The sequence below is a fragment of the Enterococcus saigonensis genome, assembly GCF_011397115.1.
GTDB lineage: Bacteria > Bacillota > Bacilli > Lactobacillales > Enterococcaceae > Enterococcus_C > Enterococcus_C saigonensis.
On the sequence record NZ_AP022822.1, the window covers coordinates 2,354,842 to 2,373,721 of the forward strand.

Consider the following 18,880-nt stretch of genomic DNA (forward strand, 5'->3'; position numbering starts at 1 on the left):
AAACACTTTCTATGATTACTATTAAAATAATTGTAACAATCTTAATAATAATGTAACAGCATTTTTTCAGAAAATATCACAAGGGTTATCATTTGTCTTTTTAAATAAAATCTGTTTTTATAGTAATGTTTGAGTTTTTTTGCTTCCTTTATTGCACTTATTTTAAACTCAGACAAAAATTTGAGGAGGTTTTTTATTTGGATTATTCACTAATGACACGCCTAGCAGCCGAATTTGTCGGTACAGCTTTTTTAATTATGCTAGGTAACGGCGCGGTAGCAAACGTCGACTTGAAAGGAACAAAAGGATACGGCAGTGACTGGATGTTGATCGCTGTGGGTTATGGTTGTGGTGTCATGATTCCAGCCATGATGTTTGGTTCAATCAGCGGCAACCATATTAATCCAGCTTTTTCAATTGGTTTAGCTGTTGCAGGTATGTTCCCTTGGAGTGAAGTTTTGCCTTATATCGTAGCGCAATTGCTTGGTGCCATTATGGGACAATTAATCGTTGTAGCGTGTTACAAACCTTACTACGATCAAACAGAAGATACAAATCATGTACTTGGAACATTTTCTACGATTAACAGTGTCGGTTCAAAATTAAATGGTTTTGTAAATGAGTTTTTCGGTTCATTCATTTTATTCTTTGGTGCCATTGGCATTACCAAAGCGCCATTTTTCCAAAACAATTTAGGAACTGCGCATTTTGCTTTAGGATTTCTAGTTTGGACATTGGTAGCGTCACTGGGCGGACCAACTGGACCTGGTTTAAATCCTGCCCGTGATTTAGGACCTCGAATTCTTCACAGTATTTTACCTTTAAAGCATAAAGGTTCTTCTCAATGGGACTATGCTTTTGTACCAGTTTTAGCGCCAATTTTAGCCAGTATTGTCGCAATTTTACTATATAAAGGGTTATTTTTATAATCAAAATTTGACAACCTTGTTGTTCTTTTTAAGATTAAGACAGCAATTTGATGAACCAGTGCTACACGCTAAAAAGTTGTGCCAAATCCTTTTAGAGTTTTGGCACAACTTTTTTAATAATCAATAATCGTAACGGCTTGCTCAAATTCGCTTTTCAAATATAGCTTTTGATATTCTTTAAACTGAGCTTCGTGTGTTTTTAATACTCCCCGTAATTTCATAGGGTTATATTCATTCACAAATTTATTTTCCAAAACAAATTCCCGGGTTAGCTGCCATTCAAAAAAATAGCCAAAAGGACGACAACTATAGCGCGTCCCGTTTATTTTTTTATCCTCAAAACGACGATGGGTATGACCAAAAACCACTTGTTTAATATTATCATATCGGTCCAAAAACGTTCCTAATTTTGCCGAACCTAAAAACGCATTTAATTCATTCCAACGTTGTAATTTCGGATCAGTTTGGTACACAATAAATTCTTTTTTCGGTACAAAATGGGTTGCTAAAATTACTTCTTTATCGTTTTTTTTTAAGCCATCCAAGAGAATTTTTAACCGACTTCGCAAGTGCTCCTCTACCTCCGGATCACTGCCGTCTCGTTTAATGACGCGATCATACCAATAGAGTCGTTTCACAGCCGCAATTTTCTTTTTATCTTGTAATGTTGAAAAGCGATAATCATACCATCCATTGTAGCCCACTAAGACCGTTTTATGGTTTAAAGCCAAAGTTTTTTGATTTAAAAAAGCTGGATTTGAATAATCTTCTATTTCCTCACCTGATAAATCAGCCATTTCGTGATTGCCCCAATTAAATGTAGTCGGTAAATACTGTTCAAAATACGCTACAATTGCTTGCGCTTTTTCTACTTTATTGGCTAAATCACCGGCAAAGTGGAGCCGATCTGCTTTCTTTTCTTTTAAAACGAACAATAGTTGTGCTAAATCCTCCGACGCCAACCGATTAATATCAGCATGGAGGTCACTAACAACCGCTAATTTTCCCATCACTACCACCTGCAATTACTTTGTCAATTCGTAAGATAGGAATATTATTTGCTAAAATGCCACTATCCCCTTTTAGTTGCAATGTCTGGAGAGCTTTATTTACTGTTAGACGCGTATTTTCTTCCAAATAACGCTCTGAACTTTTTTTAATTTTTAGCGGTCCAATCGCCGTTACTAAGGTTTCATTGTACACATCAAGTCCGCTGGCCAAATAATTTATTGGCGTAATGATAAGACGAAAGTTCAAATCCAACCGACAGCTCAATCCTGTATTGGCAAATGGTCCATCCCCATCTTCAAAATCCAAATAAATTACATCTCCTGGTTGCATTTTAGCACGGAGTAATGCTACCACTTCAGTATCAATTGAAAGTTGCATAATATCATTTCCTTTCAAACCATTCGATTCTAAAATTATATTCCTTTAAAAAGAGCACTAACTACATCGTCCGTTTTTGCCAATCCGCAGCGGTAATCATGTACAACGCCTCATCGATTAGCTCACCTTTCCATAAGCGACTACTTTTAATTTCCGTTACTTTTTTCATTCCAATCTTTTCCATCACCCGACCAGATTTAGCATTCTCCAAATTATGATAAGCATTTATAGAGACTAACTTCATCTTATCAAAGCCTAAAACGAGTAAAGCAAAAGCAGCTTCTGGCATTATTCCTTGGCCCCAGTAGGCTTTATTTAAAGTATAGCCTAGTTCACCACGACCATAAGTCGCATCTACGCGCAAATCAATTGTACCAATCATTTTACTGCTCTTTTTTTCTTCGATAGCATATTTGCCTAGAGGCTCTGCCATAAAATAGTTGGCAATAGCAAATTGCGTGTCTGCTAAATTCCGATGTTGTTGAAAAACATAACGCGTTGTTTCTTCATCACTTGCGTATTCATACATATCCTTGGCGTCAGTCATTCTAAGAGGACGTAGCCGTAAGCGCGTCGTTTCTAACACCGTATTTTCAGCAAATAACAACGGGATATTAATAATTTCTTCCATCTTGCACCTCTATTTCTTCCTTGATCTCGGTTCCTCGCAAATACATTTTTTCAATCGTTGTTTCCTGCCACTTCTCAGGAGATGTGACAAATAGATCTTGGGATAAAACAATCAAATCTGCACTTTGACCAACTGTCAGCATAGCTGTTTTATCTGTTGGTACCATACCAGCTGCAGATTTTGTATACAAACTAAATGCGGTGATAAAATCTATTGCCTCATTATGATTTAAATCTTCTCCGTTTGCACCAACACGTGTAACAGCACAAGCCAGACTGGCAAAAACATCATCAGGTTTAATCCAAGCTGTTGCAGGTGCATCAGAAGATAAGGCTGTTGGTACACCACTTTGTAACATAGAAGCGAGTGGATAACACTGCTTCAAACGCTTTTCATCTAAATTTTGAAAATAAGAAGCGTACTCTGCATATAAGAAAATAATCTGGGTGACAAAAGCAAAGTTCATTTTGGCATCATGAAATTGTTTTAATAATTTATCATCTAATATCGTCGCATGTTCAATTCTGACAGAAGGACGATTCATTAGCCACGGCTCTAAATTTCCGTAAGTATCTAAAATTAACTGAATAGCGGCATCTCCCATGGCATGAATGGCAATTTGACATTCATTTGCTTTCGCAAATTCATATGCAAATTTCAAATCTTCCACTGTATTAATTGCAAAACCCGTGGTAGTGGCATTTTTATACGGTTTTTTAACCCGCGCGGTTTGATTGGAAATTGTTCCATCCATAAATAATTTAATGCCTGCTACATGAATACGCGGATGGGAAGAGCGCGGTAAACAAGACAACTTAAGCCTTTTTATTTCATCAATAGAATAATACAAATAAACGTCTTGTAAGAGACCCCGACGAGCCGCTTCAGCATATATTTTTGCATAATCATATGGCTCAACTAAACTAATCATATCACTGATTACACCAATTCCACGTTGACGATAATGCGTTGTTAGTCTTAACGTTTGATTAACCAGATTTTCAAAAGTGTCTTTTTCTTTTACTTCTTTAATTAGTTTACTAGCACCATTTTCCAACATCACACCATTTGGTTCTCCATTTGCAAAATGTCCAATCATACCTCCAACTGGATTAGGGGTATCTGCCGTAATACCGGCTAACTTCAAAGCTACCGAATTCACCACACATGAATGACAATCTGAACGTAAAACATAGACAGGTTGCGTTGTAGACACTTTATCTAAATCGGCAAGTGTCGGCGTACGACCTTCTGCAAGTTTTGATTCATCATACCCCCAACCTTCGATCCACGCATCCTTTTTGCCTACTTGAGAAGAATTTCTTAAAGCTTTAATCATCTCTTCAATACTCGCAACATTCGGTGGAGTACAAGCAATACTTCCCAACGTTTCAGAAATCCATAGAGGATGTGTGTGAACATCCCAAAAGCTTGGCAAGGATAGACGCCCATTTAAATTAACCACTTCATCTGCATGACGCAAACGTGCCGAGCGACTATCTCCCAACCAACTAACATGATCGTCAGTTATTTCCATTGCAGAGACAAATTTTTCACCAGTAAAAATTTTGCCATTTAATAAAATACGCTTCACAAAAATCCCTTCTTTGTCCTTTTCTTTTTATTATAGTACAACGAACTTTCAAAAAGGACTAAAAAAAAGACGCCAGCTATCCTAACGCTGTCTACAGGCACATTTATAAATGAACCTTCAGCTATCTGGATAAGGCGTTTTTTTATTACTTATGAACGTTTCATTTGGCGAATTTTAAAAAATCTAAAACTAACTGGTATAAGAGCTACCAACAGGATTAAACCGATGATTTGAACAAGAGAAAGACTGTCGATATATGTACTGACCAATAAAAACACAATAACTAACGGCAACAACATTTTTTCTCCCAACTCTTCCAAAAAAGACCCCTTCTTTCTTATTAATGACATGAACTTCAGGTTAAGATCATAGACTAGTCGTAAATAGTATACCCCTTTCATTTTCAGAAAAAAAGATAATTTTCACCACAATCTCTTTAAACAAGTAAATGCAAGCATTTTCTTACCTTTTCTTTCAAACATGTTATAATTATGCTATCAGAATTATTGGGGGAGACGATATGACAGACGAATTACAACAGCACTTAGATAAAGGGCGCTATGGTACGCCGTTAGTTAATCCTGATGAACAACATAAATATATGGGAACTTTTCGTGAACGTTGTTATTTAAGCATGACAATTGCACAAATGAAAAATTCTACTGATAAAGACAGCTTTTTAACGGAGCTAAAAAAACACGAAGACGCTACTATTCTTTTAAATGGTCAAATGCCTGAAAGCCTACAAGGAGAATATATTCAACTTGCAACTAAAAATAATGCAAAATTTACCGTAGTTAATGATTTTGTGGAGGCTAAACCTGAGAGTTTCGGGTTATTATTAGTGGCCAAAGAAGCCGTCAATGAGCCAGTAATCGATGTGGAGCAAAAGTATCCTGAAGAAGATGACAAGAAAAATTCTAATAAATCACCTGAAAAGAAACTTGGGTTCTTTGATCGTTTGTTTCATTAAATGAAATGTAAAAATAAAAAATAGATTATGCCGTTAATAATCGGCTGATTTAGGAGGGATTGCTATGATACAACCAGAATATGCCGATCTAAAAACCGAATTGTTAGAAGCACTTGATACACATATTGATATTTTAAAAGACGCTTCTTACATTCAACCAGATCACTTGGATGGAATCATGTTCATGATGCGCAGCTTTGGCTTTATGTTGGACCGTGCTCCAAAAGTTCTATCTTGTGATGATCCAGATGAAATGAATTACTTGATGTTTCAATACTATAGTTTACTAACAGAGTTGAAATACAATCTAACCTTGAACTTTCCTTATGCCAAAATCAATAACAAAAGCCTATTAGAAATAGTTGATGCTTTCCCTACAACTTACGAAAAAGAAATGAAAGACTGGTGGGAAGCAACTACTGGTTTAAAAGTTGAAGAAACCAAGCAAACAATTGAAATTAAAAGTTTTGAATATTAAAAGTAAAAGCAGATACTCTACGGACAATTTAAGTCGGGTATCTGCTTTTACTAAATTTAATTTATCTCTGGATATAAAAATTGTAGCACGTCCATTGTTAAACGTCGGCTCTTCCCACTAAAAGGATAGACATGCATGTGCATCGCTGGATTAAAATTAGCTTCAATAATCCCATAAGCTTTTGGTTTATTAGCAGACTTTTCTTTATCTGGAATAATTAAATCAATACCAGAAATCTTAGCCCCCAAGGCTGCGACAGCATCTGCTGCTACCTTCTTATAATCTGCTGAAAATTCATCTGTCACATCAATAGAATCTCCCCCGGTACTAATATTAGAATTTTCCCGCAAATACACAATTTCGCCATCTTTTGGAACACTTTGAGTCGTGTATCCTTGTTCTTTTAACATTAATTTTTCAAGCTCACCTAATTGAATTAATTCTAATGGCGAACGGTGATGTGTTCCTCTTAATGGATCTTGGTTTTTTACAGCCACCAACTCAGCAATTGTATGTTTGCCATCACCTACAATATTCGCAGGCACGCGTAACATGATAGCTTTAACCTCGTTATCCAACACAAAGAAACGGTATTCCGTGCCAGCCATAAATTCTTCCACTAAAACAGCAGTATCTTCAGCAAAAGCGATTGCCAATGCTTCTTTAAAATCTGCTAAATCAGCACCATTTTTAAAAATAGATATCCCCAAACCATAATTCGTAGATTTAGGCTTTACCACAAATCCTGTTTTGGCAAACTTTGGATAAGCTAACATTGCAGACTCCATGTCGCTAAATTCCATTCCCTCGGGCACACGAAAACCTGCTTTAGCTAAAACTTTTTTCGTTACAGTTTTATTAGCCATGATTAACGGTACAACATAACTGTCTTTACTAGTCATATTTGCATTCTTTACATATTCTGTTCGACCAGCAAAACGTAATTGTAAAAATTGATCTTGTTCGTCCAAAACTGTTACATGTACGCCTTTTTGAATAGCATCAAACATCATAATTTGAGTTGATAATTCCATCTCCGTAAACCCAGCTAACTGATAAGGTTTAGCCCATGCTTTTTCTTGATTTTCTTTTGCGATGTCCCTTCCCCACTTTATCGCATTTTCTTTTGTTGCTTCATATAGTCGAGCAGCAAAAGTTTGGTTCGGATCGACAAAGGCATTCTCGACAAAAGCAAAAAAATCGGTTGGAAGTGGTAATCTCAAATCCTTTGCCATTGCTTTTAGTCCTGCCACTAAATCCATTCCTTCTTCTACATATTCTGTCAGGCGATCAGGACGCTCTAAAGCGACAAAATTATTAATTGTATCTCCTTTTGCTACCCATTCATCAGCCGCAGCATTTTCAGGCAAATACAACATATACAGCATAAAAGCATGGAAAAATTCCACTTGCTCTTGACTAATACCAAAAGGCGTAAAAGGATTCAAATCGATATTGCGTAGTTCAATATAGCGAATACCAGTTTGTGCTAGGTCTGAGACTTTTTTTCCACCACGTAGACGAACCGGAGCATAAAATTCTTTTTCTTCTGAAAGTTTGCCACTTTCCACCATCTGTGCAATATCAGCTAGATACTTTGCTAAGCTTTCATATGAAACATGGACATCATTATGATTAGTATAGCCAAAACGACTGTTACGAATACTGCGGACAGGTTCATCCGGTGCATCTTCTGCCATAAAATAGCGTTCATTACTCATTGGTGTAGCCCCAAATAAATACGTTAAAAACCAACGATACCGCAAATAGTTCCGCGTAACTTTCAAATATACTGCTGTTTTAAAGTCAGCAAATTCTGTATATTCCGTTTGGTTCGCAAATAGATTTTGTAGTAAATCTGCACCAAACTCGAAATTAAAATGAATTCCTGATACCATTTGCTTTCTTTTACCATAGGCTTTAGCTAGATAGCGACGGTATAAGACATCTTCAAAAGTATCAAGTTTCGCAATAATAATTTCTTCGTCTTTTTCCGGCAAATCAGGTGGCATACTCATCGGCCACATTAATTCTTCTGGTGGCATGGAACGGTAAGCAACATCATGAAGCGCCGCTAGCCACCGCATTAATTCTGTCACTGTTTCTGCCACAGGTGTGACTAACTCCAATTGCGTTTCAGCAAAGTCGGTTTGAATATAAGGGTGGTAGGCACGATTGCCTAAAACGTGAGGATGATCTGTTTTTGCAAGAGTACCAGCAGTTGTAATACGTTGACTTTCTTTTTCAACACCATAACGGGCTTGCCAAAGATAGGGTTGCACCGCTTCTTGATGTAGTAATTCTTTAATTGTTTTCATAAGCAGCTTCCTTTAAGTTAGTTTCATGCTCATTATATGTGAAAGAACGTATAAAAAAAATGGAATTGCTCAAAGTTAAGGAAAATCCCATTTTACCTTAACTTTTCAACCATTCCATTTTTTATTTGATTAAAATTTTTACTATTTCATTTGAAATAGACCAGCTTTACTGCTCAACAACTCTATTTTGATGTGCAGCAGCTAAAGAGTATCCCGTTAAGGCAGCAGGTAATCCTAAAAGTAGAAAGAGACGCCAATCATGAAAATCATTAAAATATACAAGTAAAAAACCTATTAATGTTAACCCAAAATAGCACTGCACTTTCCCCATCGCTAACCCCTCACTTCATCATTTTAAAGTGTCGTTCCACTTGTTAATAGTATTAATACCCAATAAGCAATCAGGCCTAAAAGAATCGCCGCAATAATTTGCAGGATCTTTCCAATTATTTTTCTTTGGTCCATGATATGCCCTCCGTTTTCAAACCAATACCCAAACAAAAATTGCCACCTGTAATGTTACTTGTCTCACTTTTTCTATAAAATATAACAACAGTCGTCTATATAAATAACTACAACCTCTCACAAATTTATTACACTTAAGTATAAATCACATCGGTAAGCCTTTACATTTGATTGAACTATAACATCATTATAAAATAGCTATACAAAAAAATTAAAATGCAAATTCCTATTTTTTAATCGAATTGGCGTGACAAAAATTATTTAAAATGATAATAGCCCATTACAGATGTTTCTGCTCTTTTAAAGCCACTTTGTTCATAAAAAGATTGCAACGTTTTCGTATTATCGGTTAATAAAACAGTTTGCCGCACATTAGGAAATTGATTCATTAAGCTCGTTAACAAACGCGTACCGACCTTGCGCGTTTGCCATTCAGGCTTCACCAATAAATCTTGAATATATAAAATAGAAATACAATCACTAATTCCTCGAGTCAAACCTATTAACTCGTTATCTTGCCATGCGCTAATAACAGCAGTTGAATTGTAAACAGCTTGTTGCAAGTTCATGGGATCTTTGGTATAGCTTGTCCACCCCACACTTTCATATAAGGCGAGTAAATCAATTTGTGAAATATCTTTATTAGTTTTAAATTCCATTTATTTACTCCTAAAATGGTCCTGTGACAACAACTTTACCATTCATATGACCTGATTCCACCAAAGCCGTTGCTTTTTTTAAATTTGTAGCATTAATGCCGCCATTAATGGTTTGAGTTAACGTTGTATGGAGTTCGCCTTCATCCACAAGTTGCGCAACATGTGCCAAAATTCTGCCTTGACTTGCAACGTCTCTATCAAAATCTGTTTTTGTAAACATGTATTCCCAATCAAAACTGACTGACAGATTTTTCCATGCTACTAAAGGTAATGGATCTTTTACTTCAACAATTGTACCGACGTGTCCTAATGGTGCTATCAGCTTACTAATGGTATCAAAGTATGGGGTAATCGCATGAAGCACTGCGATATAATCAAATTTTTCTACTTTCGTACGCGCTAAATTAGTTTGCAAATCCCCATGATAATCAATCGGAAAATCCACTTTGTTATAGCGTAACCACTCAAAATTATGTGGACTACTTGTACCATAAACAGTTAAACCAGCCCAATGCGCTAATTGACTCATAACAGAGCCTACACCGCCCCCACTATTAATAATAAGGAGTTTTTTTCCTTCATTGGCTTTCTTTGCCGCTACTAGGCCAAATTTTTCAAACAATAATTCATAAGCTGTCAACGTTGTTAAAGGCATTGCCGCAGCTTCTGCTTCAGTTAATGTTTTAGGAGCCAAAGCACAAATACGACGGTCAACCAATTGAAATGCTTGATTACTACCGGCACGTTTGGTTGTGCCAGCATAATAAACTCTGTCACCAATTTGAATATCATGAACGTTAGCGCCGGTTGCCACAACTTCACCTACAGCGTCAAAACCCAAAATTTGTGGTGTTGCGGTCTTCGGCGCTTTTTGTCGCAACTTGGTGTCTACCGGATTCACAGAAACCGCTCTAACTGCTACAAGTAAATCATTATCTAAAGGCTGAAGACGTGGCACCTCGACATTTTGAAAACTATTAGAATTACTTAGTGGTAATCCTTCATAAAACCCTACTGCTGCAATTTTTCCAGTCATACTTCCACGCCCTTTCACAAGAATATGTTTTGCAAAAACTCTTTTTATTTAAAGTTAGTGTAACAAATATTTAATTTTTATACCTTTATTCACGCTTCGTAAAAGCGGTTTTATCAAAAGTTAAAAGAAATGTTAAAATTAGAAAAAAGACTGTAACCAGAGATAGAAAAAAACGTATTTATAGTAAAGGGGGGAAAAGATGAAGTCAGAGTTGGCAATTTTATATCAACGCTATGCCAAAGAATGCTGGCTTTATAGTTTGAGCTTGACAAACGATGTGATGCTTGCAGAAGACTTAGTCAGTGATGCCTTTTTTAAGCTTTTAAATGCTTTGGATACTTTAACAGAAGATAAGGTAAAGTTTTGGCTGTTACGGGTAATCAAAAACCATTACATTGATTTACAACGTAAGAAAAAACGTTGGCAAATTATCCCCTTAACAAAAACAACGTCACAAACAATTTCTGATTCTGACTTTTCACCTTTGGACCAACTTTTACATAGCGAGAAAAAAGTACAATTGTACCATGCTCTTGCCACCTTACCGCAAGCCGAACAAGAACTACTCTATTTGTTTTACTTTTTTGACTGGCCTATCAGAGAAATTGCTGCCTTTACAGAATTATCTATTGGGCAAGTAAAGACGCGTCTGTATCGCAGCCGCAAAAAATTAAAGGAGCTGTTACAAGATGAACCAACAAAATTTTGACTTTGAAAAAGTACAACAAAAAGTGCAGCAAAAAAAATACCAACAAGGAATACTGCTCATATGTAGTGCTGTAATTGTGACGGTACTACTATTTTTAGCAGTACCTAAAATTTTGAATCATTTTTTTTACAATCCGACTAGTCAAAACAGTTATGTAGAGAATAATCAGTATATCATCGATCGCCAGTTTTATAATGAATTGACGCTTCCAAATTATGATATGACAGATGTAACGATAGAACAAACTGGAGTTGGAACTTATCAAATTAAAGAAACTTATAGTTACAAATACGATAATCAGATAGTCGGTTCTAACACAATCGAAATTAAGCGAAATAAACTTTACTTGCGTAATTCTGACTTTCATCCCTTTACACCACCATTTAGTCAGGAAACAGCACCGTCAAACCAACTATCTGATCAAAAAATAGCCAAAGCTGATGAAGCACTTGCTAAAAGTAACCTTAGGGAAAACATCAAACCTTTGCCAAAAAGCACTTACGTCAATGTAAACCTTGTTTTTAAAGAAGATAAAAGTATCGATGCCTACCAAGAGTGGCTACGCGTCAATACGACTGGTGCAGATACTTTATGGCAAGCAGTGCGTCCTTCGCAAAAAACAAGCGATGCGGCCAATAATCCTGTTGTCGTAGGCTTTAACCCTGCTGGTAGCTTTTCTGGTATCAGCGTCGGTATTACAAATGAAAAAAAATTGAATGAAGATTTTCCTCTATTGATTAGCTATCTAGCAAACACAGAGCAAAATCAGTGGACTGAAGAAAAACGGCAAACTACTCATTTCAAATCATTGCTTCAATACTTAATCAAAAATGAGCGTTTTCTGACGCAAGATCCAAGTAAAATACAAGCTACAACTTTAAAAAATATTTTAGCTGACGTAAATAAAAACGGCCTCAAAATATATGGTGTAACGTTATATTTACCTGCCTTTGAATTAGAAAATATTTTGCGAAATGACGCAATAAAAAGTGCTGTAATCACCAAAGTTGACGTTTTCCCTCTCACAAGTCAAAGTGGGCAACTACCAGGAATTACCTATCCGCCAGAGAAATAGACGAACTTAAAAGGCCAAGCACGTTTTAAACAAAGAATGTAGCCTGACTTTTAGCGTACTGCTACTTTGCCATTGTTTTTCACTTACTAAAAAGAGGTGAACCCTCTCTGACTTATAATAAAGCCAATCTTTGCGGAGACCATTTTTCTAATTGTTTGCCTTCAAAACGATAGCAAGAAGCACACTTTCTGTTCATAGAAAATACGCTTCTTGCTATCGTTTAATTACCAGAAAAATTAATGTATTTTCTAAAAATCCATTCGCCAAATTTTGCAACAGATTGTACAATAATCAACTACTTCGCAAAATCTTCGCCATTGCTTTTCCTTTAGCTAACTCATCTATCAGTTTATCCAAATAACGAATTTTTTGCATCAATGGATCCTCGATATCTTCAACCCGTACACCACACACAACGCCTTTAATTAAGTGAGCAGCTGGATTTATTTGAGGTGCATTAGCAAAAAAAGTAGCAAAATCTGTCTTCTTTTGCAATTCCTCTAACAATTGCTCATGACTAAAACCTGTCAACCAAGTGATAATTTGATCGACTTCAGCCTTTGTTCGCCCTTTTTTCTCTGCCTTATTCAGATACAGCGGATAAACTTTTGCAAAAGGCATGTTAAAAATACGTTCAGTCATTTTTTCTCCTCCTGATTATTTCACCACGGTATAACTATCAATGGTATTCCCTTTATCGTCTTTTAGCACCAACCAACTATTGGTACCTGCAAAATATAAAAAGTTTCCCAGCTCATTCACACTCTTAAAAACAATATCTTCTACGGTAGTAAAATCTTTTACTTTATCCGCCTTTTCTGCCCGCAATTGGTTGGCAAAACGGACTGCAAAACCAATACTACCATCTTTATTTAACGGCGCCTCAGCTTTTAATTTAGCACCTTTTAATAAAACCAATTCATTACGTTTGCGCCATATTGCCTTTCCTGTCGCTCCTTCATAATCAATGTAAAAAGTAATCTCGCTGACATTTTTATTCCAGCGGTGTTGCGCTTTAGCAGGCTTCTTTTTCACTTTTTCCATCGGATAACCTAAAAATTTCAAAACATCAAAAAGATCGCTTTGAAAAGCTGTTAAATTGTCATATTGATTACTTGGAATTTTTTCGGTCGGATTTTTAGTAGTAACTTTTAGTCCATTTTCTTCCCAAGCATTTATACATTGTTGCAATAAAAGAGCAGGTTCCAATTCCCACGGTACTTCAATTCCAATTGTCGCCTGATTTGCTGACTTGCTTTTTGTTAATTCCGCGGTCTTAATTTGTCTTTCTTCTAGTGTTAAATAAATACCCCGCTCTATTTTAGGGACAAGTTTTTTTTCTGACACAAAATACAACTTACTTTGCCATTTTTCCCAAACAATCTCTGTTAGCTCATCAGTGATTTTCACTACCAATTCCAAATTCATCATAGCACCTCCATCGTTTTTCTTTGCTTTTATTTTAGCCGCAATACGATTACAGAACAATAAATGCGCCTGCAAAAAGGGACTGAAATGTCGACTAATAAACTTTTATAATTAGGACATATGTCCCACTATAAATATCCCTTAGCAAAACGCCTTAGTTGATCTGGCTGTATAATTTCATAGCTATTGCCAATTTTCTTTAAAACATTGGACGTTATTAAATCATTTAACAAACGAAACATATGACGGTAGCTCATTCCAATAGTTGCTGCTACATCTGTTAAATTATCGGTGAAGAAATTTTTGTATGCCGACTGTAAAATATAATCACATAAACGCTGTTTACCAGGATAAAAAGCTGCTGATAAAAAATTTTCTGAACTTAATTGTAGTTTTTCTGCTAAGCCTTTTGCCATCGTATTGATAAAATGACTATTTTGTCGTAAGTACACTTCATTTGGTAAAATAGGGACTGCAATACATTGAAAGTCAGAGAGTGCTACCATCGTCGTGGCGGCCTCATCTTTTCTCATTGCAAACTCCATATCGCCAATAATACCGTCTGAAATGTAATAGGCTAAAACCAAATTTTTCCCGTTATCTGCTAATGTACAAACTTTTGCTTTTCCGACTATGACAAAAAGTAGTCGATCCAATAATGCACCTTGGGTAATGATCACTTCTCTTTGCTCAAATTGCCATACTTCACATCCTCTTAAATTATCCTTTGCTAAATTCCACTCTGTTAAAATTTGTTCTTGTTTCACTGTTAAAGCTTTTTTTTGCAATGTATCCGCCTCCAATCGTTTTTATTATGACATATGTCCTACATAAAAGACAAAAAAGGCTGTAGACTAAATGCAGGAGGTGAGGAAGATGTTACAATTTATTTTATTGTTTAGTATCATCACCGCATTTTTACTCTTGATCAAATTCATGCAAGTCCGGATTCAAAAAGGAAGTCGTAACTACCATGAACAATTGGCTCATTACGAAAATGCTTGGCAACAACAAGTATTACGTCATGCCTTGAGTAAGTAAAAGCAGAAGGTTTTATACCTCATTTAATCTAACAACTGTCTTTATCATTTTCTTTTGACAGCCTGACCTTAGAAATAAAAATGCGACAACACGCTTCTTATTCATAAGAAAGTATTGTCGCATTTTTATTTTGTTGTTATTTTAATCGGCGGCGATTAATTTTAGCCACTGCAGTTAAGTCAACTTTTGCTTTACGTTGTACATCTAACAATCCATTAACCTCTTGCTCCACGTCAGTTAATTGCGTGTAACAAAAACCAACAATATAATCTAAGTTTTGAATGGCAGCATGTATTTTATCAAACCGCTCAATAAAAGCGGACTCATCTTGTACTTGATGGCCATATCCCCATTCATCCTTATCTGTTGTCGTAAAAGCGATTCCGCCAAATTCGGAAATAATAACTGGTTGTCCCTTATAACTATAACCTTGTGCAAAAGCATGAAAATCTTTATTAAATTGAATTTCATTATTTAAAATCTTATCTTTGTCTTGATAACGTTGTGTAAATAATTCCCCGAACTCTTCGTAATCGTGTAGAGTAATAATATCAGAAATTGTATGAACCCATCCATCATTAGTAATGACCGGGCGCATAGCATCATAAGCTTTTGTTAAATGATAAATTCCTTCTGTAAAAGCTTGTTGCTGTTTGTCATAAGCAATATCTTTAATTCCCCACGATTCATTAAAAGGAACCCATGTGATAATTGATGGATGATTGTAATTTTGCTCGATAATTTTTTGCCATTCTGTGGTAATCTTTTGCGCTGCAGCATCGTTAAACGTGTACGTTGCTGCCATCTCTGACCAAACCAACATCCCTTTTTTATCACATAAGTATAAGAAACGTTCATCTTCAATTTTTTGATGTTTTCGCAACCCGTTATATCCCATCTCAAAAATACGGTCAATATCCACTTCTAAAGCGTCTACAGATGGAGGTGTTAAGCCAGATTCTGCCCAATAACCTTGATCTAAAATTAGGCGTTGATAAAGTTGACGATTATTTAATAAGATTTGCCCATTTTCAATAGCAATTTTTCGCATTCCAAAATAACTCTCTACCTCATCTAACAAATTCCCTGCCAAATCATACAAACAAAAAGTGATATCATATAGGTTCGGTGTTTCTGGCGACCACTCTTTTGTCCCCCAACAAGCATCTTCTTTTACCCGAGTATCTAATTCAATGGGGGTTAAGTCATGGTTTAATAGCCCTTTATACGTGTTAATCAACTGATCTGCAAAATAAATCTTTACTTCGAAGTGATACTGATTACCAAATTCTTTTAACTGATCTCGTAATTTGGGTACAAGTATAATTTTATCTCGATCCAAATCTGGCGTTAGTTTTACTAATTCCAAAGACTGACTTGCAAGATGTTCTTCTAACCAGACCGTTTTCCAAATACCAGTGGTTTGGACATACCAACAGCCAAAATTATCTTTTAACCAGCGTTGTTTTCCCCTTGGTTGTTCACAAGCAAGAGAATCTTCTACGCGTACTACTAATTTGTTTGTGCCAGAAAGTAAGTAGTCTTTAACTTCAAAGGTAAAACGTTCATAAGCTCCCATATGCGATCCTATGTGTTGCCCATTTAACCAAATTTGCGCAAAATAATCTACCCCTTCAAAAACTAAGCTAAATTCTTTCACTGACTCAATTTCGAATTCTTTTTGATACCAAACAACTTGGTGGTGGGTAGTATCATGAATACCACTTAATTTCGTTTCATAAGTATATGGTACCGTAATTTCTTGTGTCGTATTTAAGCCTTTAAACCATTCTTCCTTAACACCTAGATTATGATCGTCAAAAGCAAATTGCCATTGTCCAGCTAAATCTTGCCATTTTTTTCGCATAAATTGCGGACGGGGATGATTATATCTTTTATCTGTCATTTTTTCATTCATCCTAACTACTAATTAATGTTTCCAGCCAAATGAATTTGAGCGGGATAATATTGTAAATTAATTGCCTTAATTTTAGCCAAATCAACTTTAGCTTTGCGATCGTACGTTAATAAACCATTAATCTCTTGTTCTACGTCTGAAAGTTGCGTGTAACAAAAACCCCATAATGCTGTAGAAGAAAACACGGCTGACATAATGCGATCATAGTCGGTAATAAAATCTTCTTCATTTGTTACCGCTGTGTAGCCCCAACCTCCTTGATCACCAATTTTGTAACCAATACCGCCAAATTCAGTTAACATAATAGGTTGCCCTTCGTAATAAAAGCCACTAGCAAATGTTTGCCACTTTCCTGGCGGCAAATTAAGCAAACCGTCAACGTCAGCTAAGGACCGTTTAAAATGGGCATATTTTTGTGTTTCATCTGCTTGTCCATGACTGTAGTTGTGAATCGCACAAATATCTGTGGTTGTCATTTCCCAGCCATCATTTGAAATCACCAAGCGAGTTTTATCTAAAGCATGCAACAGGTGATAAATTCCCACTGAGAAACTTTGTTGTTGTTTATTACCGTGTATTTCCGGCACACCCCAACTTTCATTTAGTGGAACCCAAGTAATAATCGAAGGATGATTATAATCTCTTTCAACAATCTCAGTCCACTCAACCGTTAAACGTGTCACAGCCTTTTCACTATAAACAGGTGCTGATGCACATTCACCCCAGACAAGGTAACCTAGTTGATCTGCCCAATATAAAAAGCGAGGATCTTCTACTTTTTGATGTTTACGACAACCATTAAATCCCATTTCCTTTGCCAAAGTAATATCTTGAATCAAATCTTCATCGCTAGGAGCCGTCATTAGTCCGTCTGGCCAATACCCTTGATCTAAAACCAAACGCTGATAGTAAGGTTGATTGTTTAAATACACCATGCCATTTTCGGTATGGACTTTTCGCATCCCAAAATAACTCACTACTTCATCTACTACGATATTTTCTTTTAATAACTGTAAAGATACATCAAATAAATTAGGGTTTTCTGGCGTCCAAGTATAGCCCGCATCATGAAAGTTGGTGCGAAATATTTTTTGTTGATAAACATCAAAACTGCGAATCATTTCTTTTGCAATAATGTGTATTTCATCTTCAATAATAATTTGATCTTTAAACGAAATAACGATTCTTAATTTATCTCCCACCGCAGCTTGTGAAAAGACAAAACGACAAGTCACACTTCCGTTATCTAATTCTGGTGTAAAAAAAACATTTTCAAGATGAGCTTCGTCTACTTCCTCTATCCACACAGTTTGCCAAATACCGGTGCTGTTGGTATACCAGATTCCTCGTGATGTTTCTTCCCAAAATTGTTTTCCTCGTGGAATTTCTTCATCCAGATGCGGATCTTCTACACGTAAGGTAATTTTTTGTAAATCACCTACTAAATAGTTCGTAATATCAAAACTAAAAGAAGTATGCCCACCTTGGTGTCGACCAACAAAATTTCCATTTATATAAACCAAGGCTTCATAATCAACTGCTCCAAAATGGAGAAGCGTTTTTTTACCTGCCTTTTTTTGACAATTAATTAGCTTTTCATACCACACCACATCATGGATATCTCTTGTAGCAACTCCACTTAGCTTAGCTTGATAGACAAAAGGCACCTGAATTTCTTGATCAAAGTCGTGCTTTTGGTACCATTTTTCGTGCAATCCTACATTATTATCATCAAAAGCAAATTGCCAGCTACCATTTAAATTCTGCCACTGCTCTCTGGCAAACTGTGGGCGCGGATACACATTTTTACTCATGAAACAAACTCCTCTTCATTCCCTCAAATTTTTTGTAAATTCAATTTAATTGTTTTATTTTTAGCTAATAAAATTACTGCGGTACAAACACTCAAGACTACACCTGGAATATCCATCATTAGATAAGATAGCGCTGTTTGAGCCAGAAGCCACACACCAATTTTCACATTAATTTGATTATCTTTTAATGAACATCTTGCAATTAATAAATTGGCAATGCCAAGACCAATTAACAAAATGCCAAAAGTCGCTACTAATAAGAAAATATTGCCGTAAGGTGAAACAAGCATGTCTTTACTACCGTGGTTGGGCAATATATAACTGCGATAAAATCCATAATAGATAATAGTTATAAGTCCATCAGTAATTTGCCAAGCAGCTAAAATACGGATTAGCAATCGTTCTTTTTTTCTATTCATAGCA

At 36.0% G+C, this 18,880-nt stretch carries 21 protein-coding genes; 6 read left to right on the forward strand and 15 right to left on the reverse strand.

The window, feature by feature from the left end:
* The first annotated feature begins 197 nt into the window (after positions 1-197).
* On the forward strand, positions 198-929 hold the full coding sequence (locus EsVE80_RS11285) for an MIP/aquaporin family protein (RefSeq protein ID WP_173103804.1): 732 nt from the start codon (positions 198-200) through the stop codon (positions 927-929).
* A 113-nt stretch (positions 930-1,042) separates the two neighbouring features.
* Here the strand turns inward: EsVE80_RS11285 and EsVE80_RS11290 are convergent, their stop codons facing one another.
* From EsVE80_RS11290 to EsVE80_RS11310, 5 genes are all read right to left on the reverse strand, one after another.
* Entirely contained in the window at positions 1,043-1,939 is an 897-nt protein-coding gene (locus EsVE80_RS11290; protein WP_173103805.1) for a metallophosphoesterase, read from the reverse strand.
* Positions 1,917-2,318, reverse strand: coding sequence for an iron-sulfur cluster biosynthesis family protein (locus EsVE80_RS11295; RefSeq protein WP_173103806.1), 402 nt, complete (start codon positions 2,316-2,318; stop codon positions 1,917-1,919). The genes EsVE80_RS11290 and EsVE80_RS11295 overlap by 23 nt, the downstream gene beginning before the upstream one ends.
* Positions 2,319-2,379: 61 nt before the next feature.
* Complete coding sequence (locus EsVE80_RS11300) at positions 2,380-2,949, reverse strand: GNAT family N-acetyltransferase (RefSeq protein ID WP_173103807.1); 570 nt, start codon at positions 2,947-2,949, stop codon at positions 2,380-2,382.
* A complete protein-coding gene (locus EsVE80_RS11305; protein WP_173103808.1) occupies positions 2,933-4,543 on the reverse strand; it encodes an amidohydrolase in 1,611 nt (536 codons plus the stop codon). Before EsVE80_RS11305 ends, EsVE80_RS11300 begins: the two co-directional genes overlap by 17 nt.
* Positions 4,544-4,692: 149 nt before the next feature.
* Positions 4,693-4,863 (reverse strand): hypothetical protein, encoded by a 171-nt coding sequence (locus tag EsVE80_RS11310; RefSeq protein ID WP_173103809.1) that lies wholly within the window; start codon positions 4,861-4,863, stop codon positions 4,693-4,695.
* Positions 4,864-5,063: 200 nt separating this feature from the next.
* Here EsVE80_RS11310 and EsVE80_RS11315 point away from each other — a divergent pair, with 200 nt between their 5' ends.
* The gene (locus EsVE80_RS11315) at positions 5,064-5,516 is read left to right on the forward strand and encodes a YueI family protein (protein WP_173103810.1); all 453 of its coding nucleotides are present in this window, start codon (positions 5,064-5,066) and stop codon (positions 5,514-5,516) included.
* 64 nt (positions 5,517-5,580) lie between these two features.
* The gene (locus tag EsVE80_RS11320; RefSeq protein ID WP_173103811.1) at positions 5,581-5,994 is read left to right on the forward strand and encodes a hypothetical protein; all 414 of its coding nucleotides are present in this window, start codon (positions 5,581-5,583) and stop codon (positions 5,992-5,994) included.
* Between the two features lie 56 nt (positions 5,995-6,050).
* On the opposite strand, the gene gshAB is transcribed toward EsVE80_RS11320, so the two are convergent.
* The 4 genes from gshAB to EsVE80_RS11340 all read right to left on the reverse strand — a co-directional run bounded on the left by gshAB (position 6,051) and on the right by EsVE80_RS11340 (position 10,472).
* On the reverse strand, positions 6,051-8,312 hold the full coding sequence (gshAB, locus tag EsVE80_RS11325) for a bifunctional glutamate--cysteine ligase GshA/glutathione synthetase GshB (RefSeq protein WP_173103812.1): 2,262 nt from the start codon (positions 8,310-8,312) through the stop codon (positions 6,051-6,053).
* A gap of 166 nt (positions 8,313-8,478) precedes the next feature.
* Positions 8,479-8,643, reverse strand: a complete 165-nt coding sequence (locus tag EsVE80_RS11330) for a hypothetical protein (protein ID WP_173103813.1) — start codon at positions 8,641-8,643, stop codon at positions 8,479-8,481.
* Between the two features lie 391 nt (positions 8,644-9,034).
* The gene (locus EsVE80_RS11335) at positions 9,035-9,436 is read right to left on the reverse strand and encodes a GNAT family N-acetyltransferase (RefSeq protein ID WP_173103814.1); all 402 of its coding nucleotides are present in this window, start codon (positions 9,434-9,436) and stop codon (positions 9,035-9,037) included.
* A gap of 10 nt (positions 9,437-9,446) precedes the next feature.
* Positions 9,447-10,472 (reverse strand): zinc-binding alcohol dehydrogenase family protein, encoded by a 1,026-nt coding sequence (locus EsVE80_RS11340; protein WP_173103815.1) that lies wholly within the window; start codon positions 10,470-10,472, stop codon positions 9,447-9,449.
* 199 nt (positions 10,473-10,671) lie between these two features.
* On the opposite strand from EsVE80_RS11340, the gene EsVE80_RS11345 reads away from it, so the two are divergent.
* Positions 10,672-11,181, forward strand: coding sequence for an RNA polymerase sigma factor (locus tag EsVE80_RS11345; RefSeq protein ID WP_173103816.1), 510 nt, complete (start codon positions 10,672-10,674; stop codon positions 11,179-11,181).
* A complete protein-coding gene (locus tag EsVE80_RS11350; RefSeq protein WP_173103817.1) occupies positions 11,162-12,256 on the forward strand; it encodes an anti sigma factor C-terminal domain-containing protein in 1,095 nt (364 codons plus the stop codon). The genes EsVE80_RS11345 and EsVE80_RS11350 overlap by 20 nt, the downstream gene beginning before the upstream one ends.
* Positions 12,257-12,547: 291 nt before the next feature.
* Here the strand turns inward: EsVE80_RS11350 and EsVE80_RS11355 are convergent, their stop codons facing one another.
* The 3 genes from EsVE80_RS11355 to EsVE80_RS11365 all read right to left on the reverse strand — a co-directional run bounded on the left by EsVE80_RS11355 (position 12,548) and on the right by EsVE80_RS11365 (position 14,472).
* The gene (locus tag EsVE80_RS11355; RefSeq protein ID WP_173103818.1) at positions 12,548-12,898 is read right to left on the reverse strand and encodes a DUF2200 domain-containing protein; all 351 of its coding nucleotides are present in this window, start codon (positions 12,896-12,898) and stop codon (positions 12,548-12,550) included.
* Between the two features lie 15 nt (positions 12,899-12,913).
* The gene (locus EsVE80_RS11360) at positions 12,914-13,687 is read right to left on the reverse strand and encodes a hypothetical protein (protein WP_232061199.1); all 774 of its coding nucleotides are present in this window, start codon (positions 13,685-13,687) and stop codon (positions 12,914-12,916) included.
* Positions 13,688-13,812: 125 nt separating this feature from the next.
* The gene (locus EsVE80_RS11365) at positions 13,813-14,472 is read right to left on the reverse strand and encodes a cyclic nucleotide-binding domain-containing protein (RefSeq protein ID WP_173103819.1); all 660 of its coding nucleotides are present in this window, start codon (positions 14,470-14,472) and stop codon (positions 13,813-13,815) included.
* Between the two features lie 88 nt (positions 14,473-14,560).
* Between EsVE80_RS11365 and EsVE80_RS11370 the strand changes: the two genes are divergently transcribed.
* A complete protein-coding gene (locus EsVE80_RS11370) occupies positions 14,561-14,725 on the forward strand; it encodes a hypothetical protein (protein WP_173103820.1) in 165 nt (54 codons plus the stop codon).
* A gap of 136 nt (positions 14,726-14,861) precedes the next feature.
* Here the strand turns inward: EsVE80_RS11370 and EsVE80_RS11375 are convergent, their stop codons facing one another.
* From EsVE80_RS11375 to EsVE80_RS11385, 3 genes are read right to left on the reverse strand one after another with little or no spacing between them, the layout of a single operon-like run.
* Complete coding sequence (locus EsVE80_RS11375) at positions 14,862-16,631, reverse strand: glycoside hydrolase family 2 protein (RefSeq protein WP_197745896.1); 1,770 nt, start codon at positions 16,629-16,631, stop codon at positions 14,862-14,864.
* Positions 16,632-16,651: 20 nt separating this feature from the next.
* A complete protein-coding gene (locus EsVE80_RS11380) occupies positions 16,652-18,457 on the reverse strand; it encodes a glycoside hydrolase family 2 protein (protein ID WP_173103822.1) in 1,806 nt (601 codons plus the stop codon).
* 23 nt (positions 18,458-18,480) lie between these two features.
* On the reverse strand, positions 18,481-18,876 hold the full coding sequence (locus EsVE80_RS11385; RefSeq protein WP_173103823.1) for a hypothetical protein: 396 nt from the start codon (positions 18,874-18,876) through the stop codon (positions 18,481-18,483).
* Positions 18,877-18,880 lie beyond the last annotated feature (4 nt).

What these genes read in the sequence shown, in the direction of transcription:
- EsVE80_RS11290 (WP_173103805.1), bottom strand. Translation starts at nt 1,939, where the DNA reads ATGGGAAAATTAGCGGTTGTTAGTGACCTCCATGCTGATATTAATCGG.
- EsVE80_RS11295 (WP_173103806.1), bottom strand. Translation starts at nt 2,318, where the DNA reads ATGCAACTTTCAATTGATACTGAAGTGGTAGCATTACTCCGTGCTAAA.
- EsVE80_RS11300 (WP_173103807.1), bottom strand. Translation starts at nt 2,949, where the DNA reads ATGGAAGAAATTATTAATATCCCGTTGTTATTTGCTGAAAATACGGTG.
- EsVE80_RS11315 (WP_173103810.1), top strand. Translation starts at nt 5,064, where the DNA reads ATGACAGACGAATTACAACAGCACTTAGATAAAGGGCGCTATGGTACG.
- EsVE80_RS11320 (WP_173103811.1), top strand. Translation starts at nt 5,581, where the DNA reads ATGATACAACCAGAATATGCCGATCTAAAAACCGAATTGTTAGAAGCA.
- gshAB (WP_173103812.1), bottom strand. Translation starts at nt 8,312, where the DNA reads ATGAAAACAATTAAAGAATTACTACATCAAGAAGCGGTGCAACCCTAT.
- EsVE80_RS11330 (WP_173103813.1), bottom strand. Translation starts at nt 8,643, where the DNA reads ATGGGGAAAGTGCAGTGCTATTTTGGGTTAACATTAATAGGTTTTTTA.
- EsVE80_RS11335 (WP_173103814.1), bottom strand. Translation starts at nt 9,436, where the DNA reads ATGGAATTTAAAACTAATAAAGATATTTCACAAATTGATTTACTCGCC.
- EsVE80_RS11340 (WP_173103815.1), bottom strand. Translation starts at nt 10,472, where the DNA reads ATGACTGGAAAAATTGCAGCAGTAGGGTTTTATGAAGGATTACCACTA.
- EsVE80_RS11345 (WP_173103816.1), top strand. Translation starts at nt 10,672, where the DNA reads ATGAAGTCAGAGTTGGCAATTTTATATCAACGCTATGCCAAAGAATGC.
- EsVE80_RS11350 (WP_173103817.1), top strand. Translation starts at nt 11,162, where the DNA reads ATGAACCAACAAAATTTTGACTTTGAAAAAGTACAACAAAAAGTGCAG.
- EsVE80_RS11355 (WP_173103818.1), bottom strand. Translation starts at nt 12,898, where the DNA reads ATGACTGAACGTATTTTTAACATGCCTTTTGCAAAAGTTTATCCGCTG.
- EsVE80_RS11360 (WP_232061199.1), bottom strand. Translation starts at nt 13,687, where the DNA reads ATGATGAATTTGGAATTGGTAGTGAAAATCACTGATGAGCTAACAGAG.
- EsVE80_RS11370 (WP_173103820.1), top strand. Translation starts at nt 14,561, where the DNA reads ATGTTACAATTTATTTTATTGTTTAGTATCATCACCGCATTTTTACTC.
- EsVE80_RS11375 (WP_197745896.1), bottom strand. Translation starts at nt 16,631, where the DNA reads ATGACAGATAAAAGATATAATCATCCCCGTCCGCAATTTATGCGAAAA.
- EsVE80_RS11380 (WP_173103822.1), bottom strand. Translation starts at nt 18,457, where the DNA reads ATGAGTAAAAATGTGTATCCGCGCCCACAGTTTGCCAGAGAGCAGTGG.
- EsVE80_RS11385 (WP_173103823.1), bottom strand. Translation starts at nt 18,876, where the DNA reads ATGAATAGAAAAAAAGAACGATTGCTAATCCGTATTTTAGCTGCTTGG.